This is a genomic window from Leclercia sp. TB492 (genome assembly GCF_049974505.2).
In the GTDB taxonomy this organism is placed as follows: Bacteria; Pseudomonadota; Gammaproteobacteria; order Enterobacterales; family Enterobacteriaceae; genus Enterobacter; species Enterobacter adecarboxylatus_C.
Genome location: NZ_CM127572.1, coordinates 1,325,147 through 1,340,244, shown reverse-complemented (window position 1 = coordinate 1,340,244; position 15,098 = coordinate 1,325,147). Strand labels below are relative to the sequence as shown.

Below are 15,098 nucleotides of genomic sequence, written 5' to 3'. Positions count from 1 at the left end.
TTTTTAGCCGGAAAGCGGTTGCGCTTCATCCAGTGTAAACGATTCCACTAATTTATCCCATGTCACACTTTCCTGCTCTCTGTTATGCTAGGATTATCTCATACCCTAAGCCTAATGGAGCGAAATATGCGAGTTCTGGTAACAGGTGGTAGCGGTTACATAGGAAGTCATACCTGTGTGCAACTGCTGCAAAATGGCCACGACGTCATCATCCTTGATAACCTGTGCAACAGTAAACGCAGCGTGCTGCCGGTCATGGAACGCCTGGCCGGTAAACAGCCTGCCTTTGTCGAAGGCGATATTCGTAACGAAGCGCTGATGACCGAGATCCTCCACGATCACGCCATTGAGGCAGTGATCCACTTTGCCGGGCTGAAAGCCGTGGGCGAGTCGGTGTCAAAACCGCTGGAGTATTACGATAACAACGTCAACGGTACGCTGCGTCTGATCTCCGCCATGCGCGCCGCGGGCGTGAAAAACTTCATCTTCAGCTCCTCTGCCACCGTCTATGGCGACCAGCCGCAAATCCCTTATGCCGAAAGCTTCCCGACCGGGACGCCGCAAAGCCCGTACGGCAAAAGCAAGCTGATGGTGGAACAGATCCTGACCGACCTGCAAAAAGCCCAGCCGGACTGGAGTATCGCCCTGCTGCGCTATTTCAACCCGGTGGGCGCGCATCCGTCAGGGGATATGGGCGAAGATCCGCAGGGTATCCCCAATAACCTGATGCCGTACATTGCCCAGGTGGCAGTAGGCCGTCGTGATTCGCTGGCGGTGTTCGGCAACGACTACCCGACCCCGGACGGCACCGGCGTTCGCGACTACATTCATGTGATGGATCTCGCCGACGGTCACGTGGCGGCTATGCAGCAGCTGGCCGATAAACCGGGCGTCCATATTTACAACCTCGGCGCAGGCGTCGGCAGCAGCGTGCTGGACGTGGTGAACGCCTTCAGCGCCGCCTGCGGCAAACCGGTGAGCTATCACTTTGCCCCACGTCGCGACGGCGATCTGCCCGCCTACTGGGCGGATGCCACCAAGGCCGAGAAAGAGCTTAACTGGCGTGTTTCGCGCACGCTCGATGAAATGGCACAGGATACCTGGCGCTGGCAGTCTCGCCACCCGCAGGGCTATCCGGACTAAGGATCTGTCATGACCCAATTTAACCCCGTCGATCACCCACATCGTCGTTTCAATCCGTTAACCGGGCAGTGGATCCTGGTGTCACCGCATCGCGCCAAGCGTCCCTGGCAGGGCGCACAGGAGACGCCAGCTAAACAGACGCTGCCGCAGCACGATCCGGACTGTTTCCTCTGTCCGGGGAATACCCGCGTGACCGGGGATATTAACCCCGACTATACAGGCACCTTCGTTTTCACTAACGACTTTGCCGCCCTGATGACCGATACGCCGGACGCGCCGCAGAGTGACGATCCGCTGCTGCGCTGCGAAAGCGCACGCGGCACCAGCCGGGTGATCTGCTTCTCGCCGGATCACAGCAAAACCCTGCCGGAACTGAGCGTTGAGGCCCTGACCGAGGTCGTGAAAACCTGGCAGGAACAGACCGCCGAGCTGGGGCAGCGCTATCCCTGGGTGCAGGTCTTTGAGAACAAAGGCGCAGCCATGGGCTGCTCCAACCCCCATCCGCACGGCCAGGTGTGGGCCAACAGCTTTATGCCTAACGAAGTGGAGCGGGAAGATCGCCTGCAAAAGACCTATTTCGCTGAGCAGGAATCGTCGATGCTGTTGGACTATGTCCAGCGCGAGCTGGCCGACGGTAGCCGCACCGTGGTGGAAACCGAGCACTGGTTAGCCGTGGTACCGTACTGGGCGGCATGGCCGTTCGAAACCCTGCTGCTGCCGAAAGCCCACGTTCTGCGGATCACCGATTTGAGCGAAGCCCAACGCAGCGATCTGGCGCTGGCGCTGAAAAAGCTGACCAGCCGTTATGACAACCTGTTCCAGTGCTCTTTCCCGTATTCCATGGGCTGGCACGGCGCGCCCTTTAATGGCGAAGAGAATCAACACTGGCAGTTGCACGCCCACTTTTATCCGCCGCTGCTGCGCTCCGCGACCGTACGTAAATTTATGGTCGGCTACGAGATGCTGGCGGAAACCCAGCGTGATCTGACGGCGGAACAGGCCGCAGAACGCCTGCGTGCAGTGAGTGATGTCCATTTTCGCGAATCCGGAGAATAACAATGAGCCTGAAAGATAAAACCCACGCCCTGTTTACTGAAAAATTCGGCTACCCTGCCACTCACGCGATTCAGGCCCCAGGCCGCGTTAACCTGATCGGCGAGCATACCGATTACAACGACGGTTTCGTCCTGCCCTGCGCCATTGATTACCAGACGGTAATCAGCTGCGCGAAACGCGACGACCGCAAGGTGCGCGTGCTGGCGGCCGATTACGACAACCAGATCGACGAGTTCTCACTGGATGCGCCTATTGTTGAGCACGACAGCCAGCAGTGGTCGAACTATGTTCGCGGCGTGGTAAAACACCTGCAGAAGCGCAACAAGAACTTTGGCGGTGCGGATCTGGTGATCAGCGGCAACGTACCTCAGGGCGCGGGCTTAAGCTCATCCGCCTCGCTGGAAGTGGCGGTCGGCACCGTGTTCCAGCAGCTCTATCATCTGCCGCTGGACGGCGCGCAGATCGCCCTTAACGGCCAGGAAGCAGAGAACCAGTTCGTCGGCTGCAACTGCGGTATTATGGATCAGCTGATCTCGGCGCTGGGCAAAAAAGGCCACGCGTTGCTGATCGACTGCCGCTCGCTGGGCACCAAAGCGGTCAGCCTGCCGAAAGGCGCGGCGGTTGTTATCATCAACAGTAATTTCAAACGCACCCTGGTCGGCAGCGAGTACAACACCCGCCGCGAGCAGTGTGAAACCGGGGCGCGCTTCTTCCAGCAGTCTGCGCTGCGTGACGTCTCACTCGCTGAGTTCAATAAAGTGGCCCACGAGCTGGATCCGGTAGTCGCCAAACGCGTTCGTCACGTCCTGACCGAAAACGCCCGTACCGTGGAAGCGGCGGCAGCGCTGGAGAAAGGCGATCTGCGTCGGATGGGCGAGCTGATGGCTGAATCGCATGCCTCCATGCGCGATGATTTCGAAATCACCGTACCGCAGATCGACACCCTGGTGGAGATTGTCAAAGCGGCGATCGGCGAGCAGGGCGGCGTGCGTATGACCGGGGGCGGTTTCGGTGGCTGCATCGTGGCGCTGGTGCCGGAGGCGTTAGTCCCGGTTGTTCAGCAAGCCGTTGAGCAGCAGTATGAAGCCAAAACCGGTATCAAAGAGACCTTCTATGTTTGCAACGCCTCACAAGGAGCTGGCCAGTGCTAAACGAAACACCTGTTCTCGCCCCTGACGGCCTGCCGTACCGCCTGATCACCCTGCGCAACAGCGCGGGGATGGTGGTGACGCTGATGGACTGGGGCGCCACGCTGCTTTCCGCCCGCGTCCCGATGCGTGACGGCAGCGTGCGCGAAACCCTGCTCGGCTGTGCCTCACCTGAGCAATACGTTGAACAAACCGCGTTCCTTGGCGCTTCGGTGGGCCGTTATGCCAACCGCATCGCCAAAAGCAGTTTTAAGCTGGATGGCGTGCGCTATGCGCTGCTGCCGAGCCAGGGCGAAAACCAGCTACACGGCGGCCCGGACGGCTTCGACAAGCGTCGCTGGCGCATTATCAAGCAGAACGATGGCGAAGCGCTGCTGACCCTCCACTCCCCGGATGGCGATCAGGGCTACCCGGGTAACTGTGAGACGAGCGTCCATTATCGCTTAACGGATGATAACCGGATCGCCATTGAATACCGCGCCACGGTGGACAAGCCCTGCCCGGTCAACCTGACCAACCACGCTTACTTCAACCTCGACGGCGACTGCAGCGACGTGCGTAACCACAGGCTGCAACTGCTGGCCCAGCGCTATCTGCCGGTCGATGAAATGGGGATCCCGCAGGAAGGGTTAAAAGCCGTGGCGGGCACAAGCTTTGATTTCCGCACCACCAAAGCTATCGCCCAGGATTTCCTGGCGGATGACCATCAGCGCAAGGTGAAAGGTTACGATCATGCGTTCCTGCTTGATGCCTTGGGTGATCTGAGCCAGCCTGCGGCGCACCTGTGGTCGGCCGATGAAAAGCTGCAGATGACGGTCTATACCACCGCCCCTGCCCTGCAATTCTATTCCGGTAACTTCCTCGACGGCACGCCGGCGCGGGAAGACGGTGAATATCGTGCCTGGCAAGGCCTGGCGCTGGAGAGCGAGTTTTTACCCGACAGCCCGAACCATGCGGAATGGCCGCAGCCCGACTGCATTCTGCGTCCGGGTGAAGAGTACATCAGCGTCACGGAATATCAGTTCATTACGCAATAAAAACCGGCCCTCCTGATGGAGGGCTTTTTTTGCCCATCTTGCTGAAAATAGCGCCAGTTACGGACAAAATCACAACCCCTCATTCACAAGCATCTTACACTGCGACACTATTTTCGCTATGGTTAGGGTTAAGCGTTGCCCGCGGCTCAGCCGCAGCAATATAATGAGAATTGTTATCATTCAAATAATGCTTGTTCTGGAGGAGTAAAATATGGCTGTAACTAAGCTGGTTCTGGTACGTCACGGCGAAAGCCAGTGGAACAACGAAAACCGTTTTACCGGTTGGTATGATGTTGACCTGTCCGAGAAAGGCGTTGGCGAAGCGAAAGCAGCGGGCAAACTGCTGAAAGACGAAGGCTTCAGCTTCGATTTTGCTTATACCTCCGTGCTGAAACGTGCCATCCACACCCTGTGGAACGTGCTGGACGAACTGGATCAGGCATGGCTGCCGGTTGAGAAATCCTGGAAACTGAACGAGCGTCACTACGGTGCGCTGCAGGGTCTGAACAAAGCAGAAACCGCAGAAAAATACGGTGACGAGCAGGTTAAACAGTGGCGTCGCGGCTTCGCGGTAACCCCACCAGAGCTGACCAAAGATGACGAGCGCTACCCGGGTCACGACCCGCGTTACGCGAAACTGACCGATGCTGAGCTGCCACAGACTGAAAGCCTGGCGCTGACTATCGATCGCGTGGTGCCTTACTGGAACGAAACCATCCTGCCACGCCTGAAAAGCGGCGAGCGCGTGATCATCGCTGCTCACGGTAACTCCCTGCGTGCGCTGGTGAAATACCTGGACAACATGGGCGAAGACGAGATCCTCGAGCTGAACATCCCAACCGGCGTACCGCTGGTGTACGAGTTCGACGAAAACTTCAAACCAATCAAGCACTACTATCTGGGTAACGCTGACGAGATCGCGGCTAAAGCTGCGGCCGTTGCGAACCAGGGTAAAGCCAAGTAATAAAAAAGCCCGGTCGCGATGACCGGGCCTTAGATGCTGAATGCCGGATACTTATCCGGCATTTTTTTTAGCCGCGACGGGCTTTCACCGCGTTTGCCAGCTGACGCAGTACCGTTTCGGTATCGTCCCAGCCGATGCAGGCATCGGTAACACTCTTACCGTAAACCAGCGGCTCGCTACCTTCCAGATTCTGATTGCCTTCCACCAGGTGGCTTTCAATCATCACCCCGATAATGGCCTTTTCACCGCCCGCAATCTGCTGGCAGACATCGGTGCCGACGTCCATCTGCTTCTTAAACTGCTTGCTGGAGTTGGCATGGCTGAAGTCGATCATCACCTGTGCAGGCAGACCCGCTTTGTCCAGGCCCGCCTTCACTTCCGCGACGTGCGCCGCGCTGTAGTTAGGCTCTTTGCCGCCGCGCAGAATAATATGGCAGTCGCCGTTGCCGCTGGTGTTTACAATCGCAGAGTGACCCCATTTGGTCACGGAGAGGAAGCAGTGCGGCGCCCCGGCGGCATTAATCGCGTCGATCGCCACTTTAATGGTGCCGTCGGTGCCGTTTTTAAAGCCCACCGGGCAGGAGAGCCCGGACGCGAGCTCGCGATGGACCTGAGACTCAGTGGTACGCGCGCCAATGGCGCCCCAGCTCATCAGGTCTGCCAGATATTGCGGGGTGATCATATCAAGGAACTCACCCGCCGCCGGCAGCCCGCTGTCGTTGATATCCAGCAGCAGCTTGCGGGCGATGCGCAGACCGTCGTTGATCTGGAAGCTGCCATCCATATGCGGATCGTTGATCAGTCCTTTCCAGCCCACGGTGGTACGCGGTTTTTCAAAGTAGACGCGCATGACGATTTCCAGCTCATCCTTCAGCGTCTCGCGCAGCGTCAGCAGGCGTGCTGCATACTCTTTCGCCGCCGCAGGATCGTGAATGGAGCACGGGCCGATCACCACCAGCAGACGATCGTCATTACCTTTCAGGATCTTGTGGATCGCTTTACGGGCATGAGAAACGGTGTTGGCGGCATTTTCGGTGGCAGGAAACTTCTCAAGGAGCGCTACAGGGGGTAATAACTCATTGATCTCTTTAATACGTAAATCGTCATTCTGATAATTCATCTTCTTTCCAGCTTTGCCATATTTTTATAAACGAATGCAATCCCTTCAATCTATCTTGTCAGTCAGGAAGTGTAAACTGGCTTTTACACTTCGCACAGATAAATCCTGGAATTCGCTTAAAAAACCCCACAAAGTAGCGAAAAACGAGATACACCCTAAACTTTTTAACTGTATGCACTGCATTTATTACGTTTATCGCGATTCCATACTGACCTAAGTATGGATCATGGCATCTTTAACCACTGAGCAGTATATCGATTTCGCATATGCACTGTGGAAAGAAGTTATCCAGAACATAACGACCAGAACAGGAGCAGCATGATGAAAATGACTAAACTCGCAACCCTTTTCCTGACAGCTTCGCTCACGATGGCAAGCGGTGCAGCCCTGGCGGCTGACACTGGCTCCAGCAGCAACAACGGCCAGGCAAACGCCGCTGCGGATGCCGGAGCAGTAGCGCCTGATGCGCATCAGAATATTGCTCCAAATAATACCGGTAACAGCCAGATTAATACGGGTTCAGGCACAACGGGTACTGGCACTGGTACTGGCACTGGCACTGGCGGGACAATGCTAAACCCTGATGGCACTAACTCCACCAGCGGCACTGGCACGACTAACGGTACCGGCAACAGTTCGACTACCGGTGGCACCAACTCTGTCATGGGTAATGATGACCCAAGCAAGATGGACAGTAGCGGCATGACCAAGGACGACCAGCACAAGAACTCAATGTGTAAAGATGGCAAATGTCCGGATCAGTCCGGCAAAGTCGATACTGAAAGAACTCCGCAAGAACAAAAAACTGACGGCACTACCCAGTAATTAACGGTAATGCGGTTATGATGAAGGAGAGCTACGGCTCTCCTTTGTTTTTTGTGTAAGATGCTAAAAACGCTACACTTACAATAATAATGAACCGGGACATCATTCATGGCGCACGCCCACTCGCACGCCCCTTCCTCGCAGGACGACAATGCTAAACGGCTGAAGCTGGCTTTTGCCGTGACTGCCACATTTATGGTCATCGAAGTGATCGGCGGGCTGGTTTCCGGCTCGCTGGCGCTGTTGGCCGATGCCGGACATATGTTAACGGACGCGGCTGCTCTGCTGTTTGCGCTACTGGCGGTGATATTCGCCCGCCGTCCTCCAAGCCGTGGTCGCACCTTTGGCTGGCTGCGCCTTACCACCCTTGCCGCATTCGTCAACGCCATTGCGCTGGTGTTAATCACGATTTTAATTGTCTGGGAAGCCTTCCAGCGTTTCCGGCATCCTCAGCCTGTCGCGGGTGTCACCATGATGGTAGTGGCGGTTGCCGGGCTTATCGCCAATATACTGGCGTTCTGGATTTTGCATCGCGGCAGTGAAGAGAAAAACCTCAACGTGCGGGCAGCGGCGCTGCATGTGCTGGGGGATCTGCTGGGTTCGGTAGGGGCCATCGTCGCGGCGCTGGTGATCCTCTGGACGGGATGGACGCCGATCGATCCGATACTGTCGATTTTAGTCTCGTGCCTGGTGTTACGCAGTGCCTGGCGGTTACTGCAGGAGAGCGTGAATGAGCTGCTGGAAGGGGCCCCGGCGTCGCTGGATATTCCGGCGCTGAAGCGCAACTTAACGCGATCCATTCCCGAAGTGCGCGATGTGCATCATGTTCACGTCTGGATGGTGGGTGAAAAGCCGCTGATGACGCTGCATGTTCAGGTCATTCCTCCTCACGATCACGATGCGTTACTGGGGCGTATCCAGCATTTTCTGGAGCACCACTACGCCATTGCGCATAGCACCATCCAGATGGAGTACACCCCCTGTAACGGACCGGACTGCCATCTCAATGAGATCCAGTCCGACCACGCCCATCATCACCACCATTAACGTGCCAGCGCGTGGGAACCCCGTTCACGCGCGCTGTTAATCCACATCCTGCTGCCGTTCAGGGCAATAAAGGTCAGGATCATATACTCCAGCGACATGGCATAGACGCCCTGCAGGGCGAAGATCACCACGCTTATGACATTAATGATCACCCACAGCAGCCAGTTTTCGACATATTTGCGGGTCATCAGGATCATAGCGGCAATCGACAGTACCATCATGCACGAATCCCAGAACGGGAAGGCATCAGGCTGCAGCTCCGGCATGGTGACGTTCAGGCCCAGGCTGCTCATCGCCGACACCGCCACGCGGGTCAGGAAAGCGAACACCGGATCGATATAGACCGTCATCAGGCCGATAGCCACCACGCAGGCGGCCAGCCAGCCGACGGCTTTCGGCAACGGCAGCCAGCGGATCTGCAGTTCCGCCTCCTGCTGGCTGTTCTGCCGCGACCAGGCATACCAGCCATAAATATTGGCTACGAAGAAGAACAGCTGCAGCAGCAGGCTGGCATACAGCTGGATCTGGAAGAAGATAATGGCGAACAGCGTGACGTTCACCAGGCCAAACGCATAGTTGACGATCTTCTCCAGGCTGGCGAGCCAGATACAGAGCAGACCTGCAATCGTCCCGACAGCTTCAATCCATGACAAGTCATAGCCGCCGGTGCCAATGGGTATATGTACCAGAATGTTTTGCGTGCTAAAAAAATCCATCTTTTTCCCTCAGCGTTACGTTACGTAGCTTAAGGACGTAGTGTAGCCGCAAAATCCAGCATCCGGTTAAGCGGAATTAACGCCCCTTCACGCAGCGCCGCATCCACATGGATCTCATGCGCCGCGCCGCCCGACTCCAGCCCGTCTGCAATCGCCTTTAGTCCGTTCATTGCCATCCACGGACAGTGCGCGCAGCTGCGACAGGTTGCCCCCTCGCCTGCGGTCGGCGCTTCCAGCAGCTCTTTCTCCGGCACCGCCTGCTGCATTTTGTAGAAGATGCCGCGATCGGTGGCGACGATAAGCTGGCGATGCGGCAGCGTTTTCGCGGCATTGATCAGCTGGCTGGTGGAACCGACGGCATCCGCCATGTTGACGATCGCCTGGGGTGACTCCGGGTGGACCAGCACAGCGGCTTCCGGATAGAGGCCTTTCATGCGCTCCAGCGCCTGGGTTTTAAACTCGTCATGAACGATACAGGCGCCCTGCCAGCACATAATGTCTGCCCCGGTCTGTTTCTGAACGTAGTTACCCAGATGTTTGTCCGGCGCCCAGATAATTTTCTCGCCGAGACTGTCGAGATGCTCAATCAGTTCGACGGCGATGCTGGACGTTACCACCCAGTCGGCACGCGCTTTGACCGCGGCAGAGGTGTTGGCATAAACCACCACCGTTCTGTCAGGATGGGCATCGCAAAAGGCGGTGAATTCGTCGATCGGGCAGCCTAAATCCAGCGAGCACTCTGCATTGAGGGTCGGCATCAGGATGGTTTTTTCCGGGCTGAGGATTTTTGCCGTCTCGCCCATAAAACGCACCCCGGCCACCAGCAACGTTGAAGCGGGATGTTTTGCTCCGAAGCGCGCCATCTCCAGCGAGTCCGAAATGCAGCCGCCGGTCTCTTCTGCCAACTGCTGAATTTCCGGATCGGTGTAGTAGTGCGCCACCATGACCGCATCACGCTCTTTGAGCAGACGCTTTATCTTTTCACGGTAGAACTGCTTTTCGTCCAGACTCAGCGGAACAGGCTTCGGCGGGAAGGGATAAATAGCGGCTTCAGGATCAAACATCACACTCATTTTGGCTTCTCGTTTTACGGGCTTAACAATATCGCCTTTATTTTGCGCGACATAGCAAAACGGGCGACCATTGTGTTTTGTATACTAAACAAGATAGCGAATCTGGAGCGAAATGTCATCGGGCTGGATAGCAAAAAGGCGCCTTTAGGGCGCCTTTTTACATTGGTGGGTCGTGCAGGATTCGAACCTGCGACCAATTGATTAAAAGTCAACTGCTCTACCAACTGAGCTAACGACCCCTTGGGGGATGTACTGCTTTTCTTCGAAGTGGTGGGTCGTGCAGGATTCGAACCTGCGACCAATTGATTAAAAGTCAACTGCTCTACCAACTGAGCTAACGACCCATTCGGGTATTGACTTCGAAGATAATTTTACTCGGTACCAATTCAAAATTGGTGGGTCGTGCAGGATTCGAACCTGCGACCAATTGATTAAAAGTCAACTGCTCTACCAACTGAGCTAACGACCCGAGTGGTGGGTGATGACGGGCTCGAACCGCCGACCCCCTCCGTGTAAAGGAGATGCTCTACCAACTGAGCTAATCACCCACTCTGTACTACCGGAACTGCTTTAGTGGTGGGTCGTGCAGGATTCGAACCTGCGACCAATTGATTAAAAGTCAACTGCTCTACCAACTGAGCTAACGACCCACTATTTTGGCTGCTTTTGGGCTGTTTGATATCCCTTGGCAACGGCGGCATATATTACTGATTTCAGAATTCTGCGCAACTAATATTTTGATGAATATCACTTAACTGCTTAGGAAGTATGCGGCAAGACCAGAAAAAACGCGATTTCTGGTCAACCGGCAATCATCCCATCGCAGCAAGACGTTTTTGCGCTTGTTTTGCACCTTCGGTGCCCGGGAACTTAGTGACCACCTGCTGGAAGACGGCCTTCGCTTTCGCGGTGTCGCCTTTGTCCTGCATGATCACCCCGACTTTGTACATCGCATCTGGGGCTTTCGGTGATTTAGGGTAATTTTTTACCACGGAGGCAAAATAGAACGCCGCGTCGTCTTTTTTACCCTTGTTGTAATTCAGCTGTCCCAACCAATAGTTCGCATTGGGCTGATAGGTTGAATCAGGGTATTTCTTCACGAAGTTCTGAAACGCCGCCATAGCTTCGTCCTGGCGCGAGTTATCCTGCACCAGGGCAATCGCCGCGTTGTAGTCAGTATTCGCGTCACCGCTCTGTACAGGCGCGCCTGTGGAGGCTGACGCATCAGCCTGAGGCGTTGCCGTCGCACCAGCTGCGCCGCTTTGATCGCCTGCGGCTGGTTGCGCTGCTGCGCCGCCATTATTCAGGCTATCTATCTGCAGCAGGATCTGCTTCTGACGCTCCACAACCTGATTGAGCTGATACTGGCTTTCCTGGATCTGTCCGCGCAGTGAATCAATATCGGTTTGGTTGTCAGAGAGCTGCTGCTGAAGTTGGGTTAAAAGCTGGCTGTGAGCATTAGAAATACGCTCGAGTTGGGTGACCCGGTCTTCTACCGAGCCTGAGCCGACACTACTGATTGGTGCCTGAGCAAAAGCGGCCCAGGGGGCCGCTATACCAACCAGTAACGACAGACTCAACAGATGATGTCTGAAGTTACTGCTCATGCAATTCTCTTAGTAAACCAGTACGGCACGACGGTTTTTGGAGTAAGCCGCTTCGTCGTGACCCAGTACTGCAGGTTTTTCTTTACCGTAAGAAACGATGGAGATCTGGTCAGCAGAAACGCCTTTACCCTGCAGGTACATTTTAACGGCGTTAGCACGACGCTCACCCAGGGAGATGTTGTACTCAGGAGTACCACGTTCGTCCGCGTGACCTTCTACGGTGACTTTGTAAGACGGGTTGCTACGCAGGAAGTTAGCGTGCGCATCCAGCATCGCAGCGAAGTCAGAACGGATGTCGAACTTGTCCAGATCGAAGTAAACAATGTTGTTCTGCTGCAGCTGTTGCATCTGAAGACGCGCCTGCTCTTCAGAAGACATATTGCCGTTGCCGTTTGCGTCCATACCGGTGCCGGCACCCATCATGCCTTCGCCGCTCTGGTCGTTGCTGGCGTTCTTGTTAGAAGAACACGCTGCGATTGCCATAACAGGCAGAGCGATCATCAGCCCTTTCAGCACTTTGTTCAGTTGCATTTCTATGATTCCTTTATTATTCAATTAATTATTATTACAGGTACGGCGACCAGGCAGGTGATTTTACCTGTCCATCAGTTGCCGGAATACGCGCTTTGAAACGCCCATCGGTAGAAACCAGATTCAGCACGGATCCCATCCCCTGAGAAGAGCTGTAGATAACCATAGTGCCGTTAGGTGCCAGACTTGGCGTTTCATCCAGGAAAGTTGACGACAGAACTTGTACGCCACCCCCGCCCAGATCTTGTTTGGCAATGTGCTGCTGACCACCGGCCGAGCTAACCATTACCATAAACTTACCGTCAGCGCTCACGTCTGCGTCCTGGTTCTGTGAACCTTCCCAGGTGATACGCTGCGGTGCACCGCCGTTAACATTGACTTTATACACCTGTGGACGACCCGCCTGGTCAGAGGTAAAGGCCAGGTTCTGGCTGTCCGGGAACCAGGTTGGTTCGGTGTTGTTGCTACGACCGTCGGTGACCTGACGGATCTGGCCGGAGCCAATGTCCATCACGTACAGGTTCAGGCTACCGGTTTTAGAGAGGGCAAACGCCAGTTTAGAACCGTCCGGAGAGAATGCCGGTGCCCCGTTGTGACGTGGGAAAGAGGCAACCTGACGCACCGCGCCGTTAGACAGGGTCTGGATAACCAGCGCTGAGCGACCGCTTTCGAAGGTCACGTACGCCAGCTTAGAACCGTCCGGTGACCAGGCCGGCGACATCAGCGGCTGCGGTGAACGGTGAACGGTGAACTGGTTGTAACCGTCGTAGTCAGAGACACGCAGTTCATACGGGAACTGGCCGCCGTTGGTCTGCACGACATAAGCAATACGAGTGCGGAATGCGCCTTTGATGCTGGTCAGCTTCTCAAACACTTCATCACTCGCCGTGTGGCCTGCATAACGCAGCCACTGCTTGTTCACTTTATAGGTGTTCTGTGCCAGCACGGTACCCGGCGCGCCACCGGTGTCTACCAGCTGGTAAGCAACGGTATAACCGCCGTCCGGGTTAGGGGTAACCTGACCCACGACTACCGCATCAATACCCAGCGCGGACCATGCCGCCGGCTGCAGCTCAGCAGCAGTGCCTGGCTGCTGTGGCAGACGGGAACGGTCTAACGGGTTGAATTTACCGCTGTTGCGCAGGTCAGCGGCAACAATGCCGCCCACATCTTCCGGCGCAGCGCCAGGCCCCTTCCACTGGAATGGAACCACACCAATCGGACGTGCCGAGTCCACCCCTTGGGTGATCTCGATACGCACTTCTGCGTGCAGCACCGCTGCCCACAGCACTAAGAAACTCATTGCAACACGTAATGCCTGCTTCATCATATCTCCCATATCCGGGTAACCTTACCCGCGATAATTTAGCAGAATGTTAACAAACCCAAATAAACAAAACTACCAATCTACAGCCTCAAACTTAGACTGTTTTGCCAACTTTAGCGGGAAAATCGCTACAGTTTGAAGTCCAGTTTGGCATCTTTTACTTTTTCATAAACAGCCGTGCTAGGCGGTTTAGGAATTCTGGCCGTTTTCGCCGCCGTCAGAGCTGCCTGACATAATGCAGGATCGCCGCCCTCCTCCGTGACATCCAGCAGCAGACCGTCCGGCGCCAGCTTAATATGCAGCACACAGGACTTACCGGCATACAGGTCGGCACCGTATAAACGGCTCTGAATGGCATTACGAATTTGCGAAGCATACGCACTAATATCAGCGCCTGACGCGCCACCATTAGCACCACTTGTTCCGCTATCTTTTGCCGGTTGACCGTTACCTTTGGCCCCACCCGATTTCGGCGCATTCTTACCTGAGCTCAAATCGCCGAACAGGTCGTCAACGTCCGATGCGGCTGCTTTTTCCGCAGCGGCTTTTTTCGCTGCTGCGGCTTTCGCGGCGGCAGCTTTGTCAGCAGCAGCTTTATCGGCAGCAGCTTTCTTATCTGCAGCCGCTTTTTCGGCAGCGGCTTTTTTATCGGCGGCGGCTTTTTCTGCCGCAGCGGCTTTCTTCTCAGCAGCCGCTTTTTCTGCCGCAGCAGCTTTTTCCGCAGCGGCCTTTTCAGCGGCAGCGGCTTTCTTAGCAGCTTCGGCGGCCGCTTTCTTCTCGGCTTCCTGGGCTGCTTGTTTGGCAGCTTCAGCTTCCGCTTTTTTCTGGGCCTCGGCAGCGGCTTTCTTCGCGGCTTCAGCTTCTACTTTCTTCTTCGCATCCGCAGCCGCTTTGGCTGCTTCGGCTTCGGCCTGTTTTTGCGCATCGGCAGCGGCTTTTTTCGCGGCTAATGCAGCAGCATCCGCAGCTTGTTTTGCCGCCTCAGCAGCCTGTTTCGCCTGAGCATCGGCCTGCGCTTTGGCATCCGCTGCGGCTTTGGCTGCTGCCTCTTCCGCCTGCTTCTGTTTTTCCTGCGCTTGCTTCGCTGCGGCTTCAGCCTGTTTCTGCTGCTCCGCCTGCTCTTTCGCCGCTTCCTGCGCCTGCAAACGTTCTTTCTCAAGCTGCTTCAGACGTTCCTGCTCGGCGGCCTGCTTTTCACGCAGCTCTTCCGCCTGCTGTTGCGCCTGCTTTTCGCGTTGCTCTTCAGCACGTTTTGCACTCGCCTGCTGCTGTTGCTGACGATTATAGTTCTGTACTACCGCGCCGGGATCGACCATTACGGCATCGATGGATGAACCTCCCCCACCGCCGGCAGCGGTATCGAGATGCTCATCGAACGAACTCCAGATCAGTGCTGCAAAAAGAATGACATGCAGCACCGCCGAAATAATTATCGCCCGTTTAAGCTTATCGTTTTGTTCGGTTGCCTTTGACACTATGGGTTCCCAAAAACTCTGTTGTGTAC

The 15,098-nt window shown here is 55.7% G+C and carries 14 protein-coding genes and 5 tRNA genes; 7 read left to right on the top strand and 12 right to left on the bottom strand.

From position 1 onward, the window contains the following. Positions 1-126 precede the first annotated feature (126 nt). The 5 genes from galE (at position 127) to gpmA (ending at position 5,348) form a co-directional block, all read left to right on the top strand. Positions 127-1,143, top strand: a complete 1,017-nt coding sequence (gene galE, locus ACP4QI_RS06235; RefSeq protein WP_142488731.1) for a UDP-glucose 4-epimerase GalE — start codon at positions 127-129, stop codon at positions 1,141-1,143. 9 nt (positions 1,144-1,152) lie between these two features. After that, on the top strand, positions 1,153-2,199 hold the full coding sequence (gene galT / locus ACP4QI_RS06230) for a galactose-1-phosphate uridylyltransferase (protein WP_426495056.1): 1,047 nt from the start codon (positions 1,153-1,155) through the stop codon (positions 2,197-2,199). Between the two features lie 2 nt (positions 2,200-2,201). Continuing rightward, positions 2,202-3,350: a galactokinase gene (galK, locus tag ACP4QI_RS06225; RefSeq protein WP_426495057.1), complete on the top strand. Its 1,149-nt coding sequence runs from the start codon at positions 2,202-2,204 to the stop codon at positions 3,348-3,350. Further along, the gene (galM, locus tag ACP4QI_RS06220; RefSeq protein WP_426495058.1) at positions 3,344-4,384 is read left to right on the top strand and encodes a galactose-1-epimerase; all 1,041 of its coding nucleotides are present in this window, start codon (positions 3,344-3,346) and stop codon (positions 4,382-4,384) included. The genes galK and galM overlap by 7 nt, the downstream gene beginning before the upstream one ends. Before the next feature lie 211 nt (positions 4,385-4,595). Continuing rightward, the gene (gpmA, locus tag ACP4QI_RS06215; RefSeq protein ID WP_032617105.1) at positions 4,596-5,348 is read left to right on the top strand and encodes a 2,3-diphosphoglycerate-dependent phosphoglycerate mutase; all 753 of its coding nucleotides are present in this window, start codon (positions 4,596-4,598) and stop codon (positions 5,346-5,348) included. Between the two features lie 67 nt (positions 5,349-5,415). On the opposite strand, the gene aroG is transcribed toward gpmA, so the two are convergent. After that, entirely contained in the window at positions 5,416-6,468 is a 1,053-nt protein-coding gene (gene aroG, locus ACP4QI_RS06210) for a 3-deoxy-7-phosphoheptulonate synthase AroG (protein ID WP_142488727.1), read from the bottom strand. 321 nt (positions 6,469-6,789) lie between these two features. Here aroG and ACP4QI_RS06205 point away from each other — a divergent pair, with 321 nt between their 5' ends. Together ACP4QI_RS06205 and zitB are read left to right on the top strand one after the other, a co-directional pair. Then, positions 6,790-7,293, top strand: a complete 504-nt coding sequence (locus ACP4QI_RS06205) for a protein YbgS (RefSeq protein WP_426495195.1) — start codon at positions 6,790-6,792, stop codon at positions 7,291-7,293. Positions 7,294-7,401: 108 nt separating this feature from the next. Then, the gene (zitB, locus tag ACP4QI_RS06200) at positions 7,402-8,340 is read left to right on the top strand and encodes a CDF family zinc transporter ZitB (RefSeq protein ID WP_426495059.1); all 939 of its coding nucleotides are present in this window, start codon (positions 7,402-7,404) and stop codon (positions 8,338-8,340) included. Here the strand turns inward: zitB and pnuC are convergent. The 11 genes from pnuC to tolA form a co-directional block, all read right to left on the bottom strand. Continuing rightward, positions 8,337-9,056, bottom strand: coding sequence for a nicotinamide riboside transporter PnuC (gene pnuC, locus ACP4QI_RS06195; RefSeq protein ID WP_285112537.1), 720 nt, complete (start codon positions 9,054-9,056; stop codon positions 8,337-8,339). The two genes, zitB and pnuC, sit on opposite strands and share 4 nt — an antisense overlap. Positions 9,057-9,085: 29 nt before the next feature. After that, a complete protein-coding gene (gene nadA / locus ACP4QI_RS06190) occupies positions 9,086-10,129 on the bottom strand; it encodes a quinolinate synthase NadA (protein ID WP_426495060.1) in 1,044 nt (347 codons plus the stop codon). A 163-nt stretch (positions 10,130-10,292) separates the two neighbouring features. Then, positions 10,293-10,368, bottom strand: a tRNA-Lys gene (locus ACP4QI_RS06185). 29 nt (positions 10,369-10,397) lie between these two features. Next, a tRNA-Lys gene (locus ACP4QI_RS06180) sits at positions 10,398-10,473 on the bottom strand. Between the two features lie 49 nt (positions 10,474-10,522). Continuing rightward, positions 10,523-10,598: transfer RNA gene (locus tag ACP4QI_RS06175), tRNA-Lys, on the bottom strand. Positions 10,599-10,601: 3 nt separating this feature from the next. After that, positions 10,602-10,677, bottom strand: a tRNA-Val gene (locus ACP4QI_RS06170). Between the two features lie 26 nt (positions 10,678-10,703). Beyond that, positions 10,704-10,779: transfer RNA gene (locus ACP4QI_RS06165), tRNA-Lys, on the bottom strand. 162 nt (positions 10,780-10,941) lie between these two features. Further along, positions 10,942-11,736 (bottom strand): cell division protein CpoB, encoded by a 795-nt coding sequence (gene cpoB / locus ACP4QI_RS06160; protein ID WP_285128309.1) that lies wholly within the window; start codon positions 11,734-11,736, stop codon positions 10,942-10,944. Between the two features lie 9 nt (positions 11,737-11,745). Continuing rightward, a complete protein-coding gene (gene pal / locus ACP4QI_RS06155) occupies positions 11,746-12,267 on the bottom strand; it encodes a peptidoglycan-associated lipoprotein Pal (protein ID WP_032617096.1) in 522 nt (173 codons plus the stop codon). Between the two features lie 34 nt (positions 12,268-12,301). Continuing rightward, positions 12,302-13,594, bottom strand: coding sequence for a Tol-Pal system beta propeller repeat protein TolB (tolB, locus tag ACP4QI_RS06150; protein WP_106992811.1), 1,293 nt, complete (start codon positions 13,592-13,594; stop codon positions 12,302-12,304). Positions 13,595-13,722: 128 nt separating this feature from the next. Then, the gene (gene tolA, locus ACP4QI_RS06145; protein WP_156263224.1) at positions 13,723-15,069 is read right to left on the bottom strand and encodes a cell envelope integrity protein TolA; all 1,347 of its coding nucleotides are present in this window, start codon (positions 15,067-15,069) and stop codon (positions 13,723-13,725) included. Between the last annotated feature and the right edge of the window lie 29 nt (positions 15,070-15,098).

Coding starts and splice junctions, on each gene's coding strand:
- pnuC (WP_285112537.1), bottom strand. CDS start 9,056: ATGGATTTTTTTAGCACGCAAAACATTCTGGTACATATACCCATTGGC.
- zitB (WP_426495059.1), top strand. CDS start 7,402: ATGGCGCACGCCCACTCGCACGCCCCTTCCTCGCAGGACGACAATGCT.
- aroG (WP_142488727.1), bottom strand. CDS start 6,468: ATGAATTATCAGAATGACGATTTACGTATTAAAGAGATCAATGAGTTA.
- ACP4QI_RS06205 (WP_426495195.1), top strand. CDS start 6,790: ATGAAAATGACTAAACTCGCAACCCTTTTCCTGACAGCTTCGCTCACG.
- gpmA (WP_032617105.1), top strand. CDS start 4,596: ATGGCTGTAACTAAGCTGGTTCTGGTACGTCACGGCGAAAGCCAGTGG.
- nadA (WP_426495060.1), bottom strand. CDS start 10,129: ATGAGTGTGATGTTTGATCCTGAAGCCGCTATTTATCCCTTCCCGCCG.
- cpoB (WP_285128309.1), bottom strand. CDS start 11,736: ATGAGCAGTAACTTCAGACATCATCTGTTGAGTCTGTCGTTACTGGTT.
- galE (WP_142488731.1), top strand. CDS start 127: ATGCGAGTTCTGGTAACAGGTGGTAGCGGTTACATAGGAAGTCATACC.
- galT (WP_426495056.1), top strand. CDS start 1,153: ATGACCCAATTTAACCCCGTCGATCACCCACATCGTCGTTTCAATCCG.
- galK (WP_426495057.1), top strand. CDS start 2,202: ATGAGCCTGAAAGATAAAACCCACGCCCTGTTTACTGAAAAATTCGGC.
- pal (WP_032617096.1), bottom strand. CDS start 12,267: ATGCAACTGAACAAAGTGCTGAAAGGGCTGATGATCGCTCTGCCTGTT.
- tolB (WP_106992811.1), bottom strand. CDS start 13,594: ATGAAGCAGGCATTACGTGTTGCAATGAGTTTCTTAGTGCTGTGGGCA.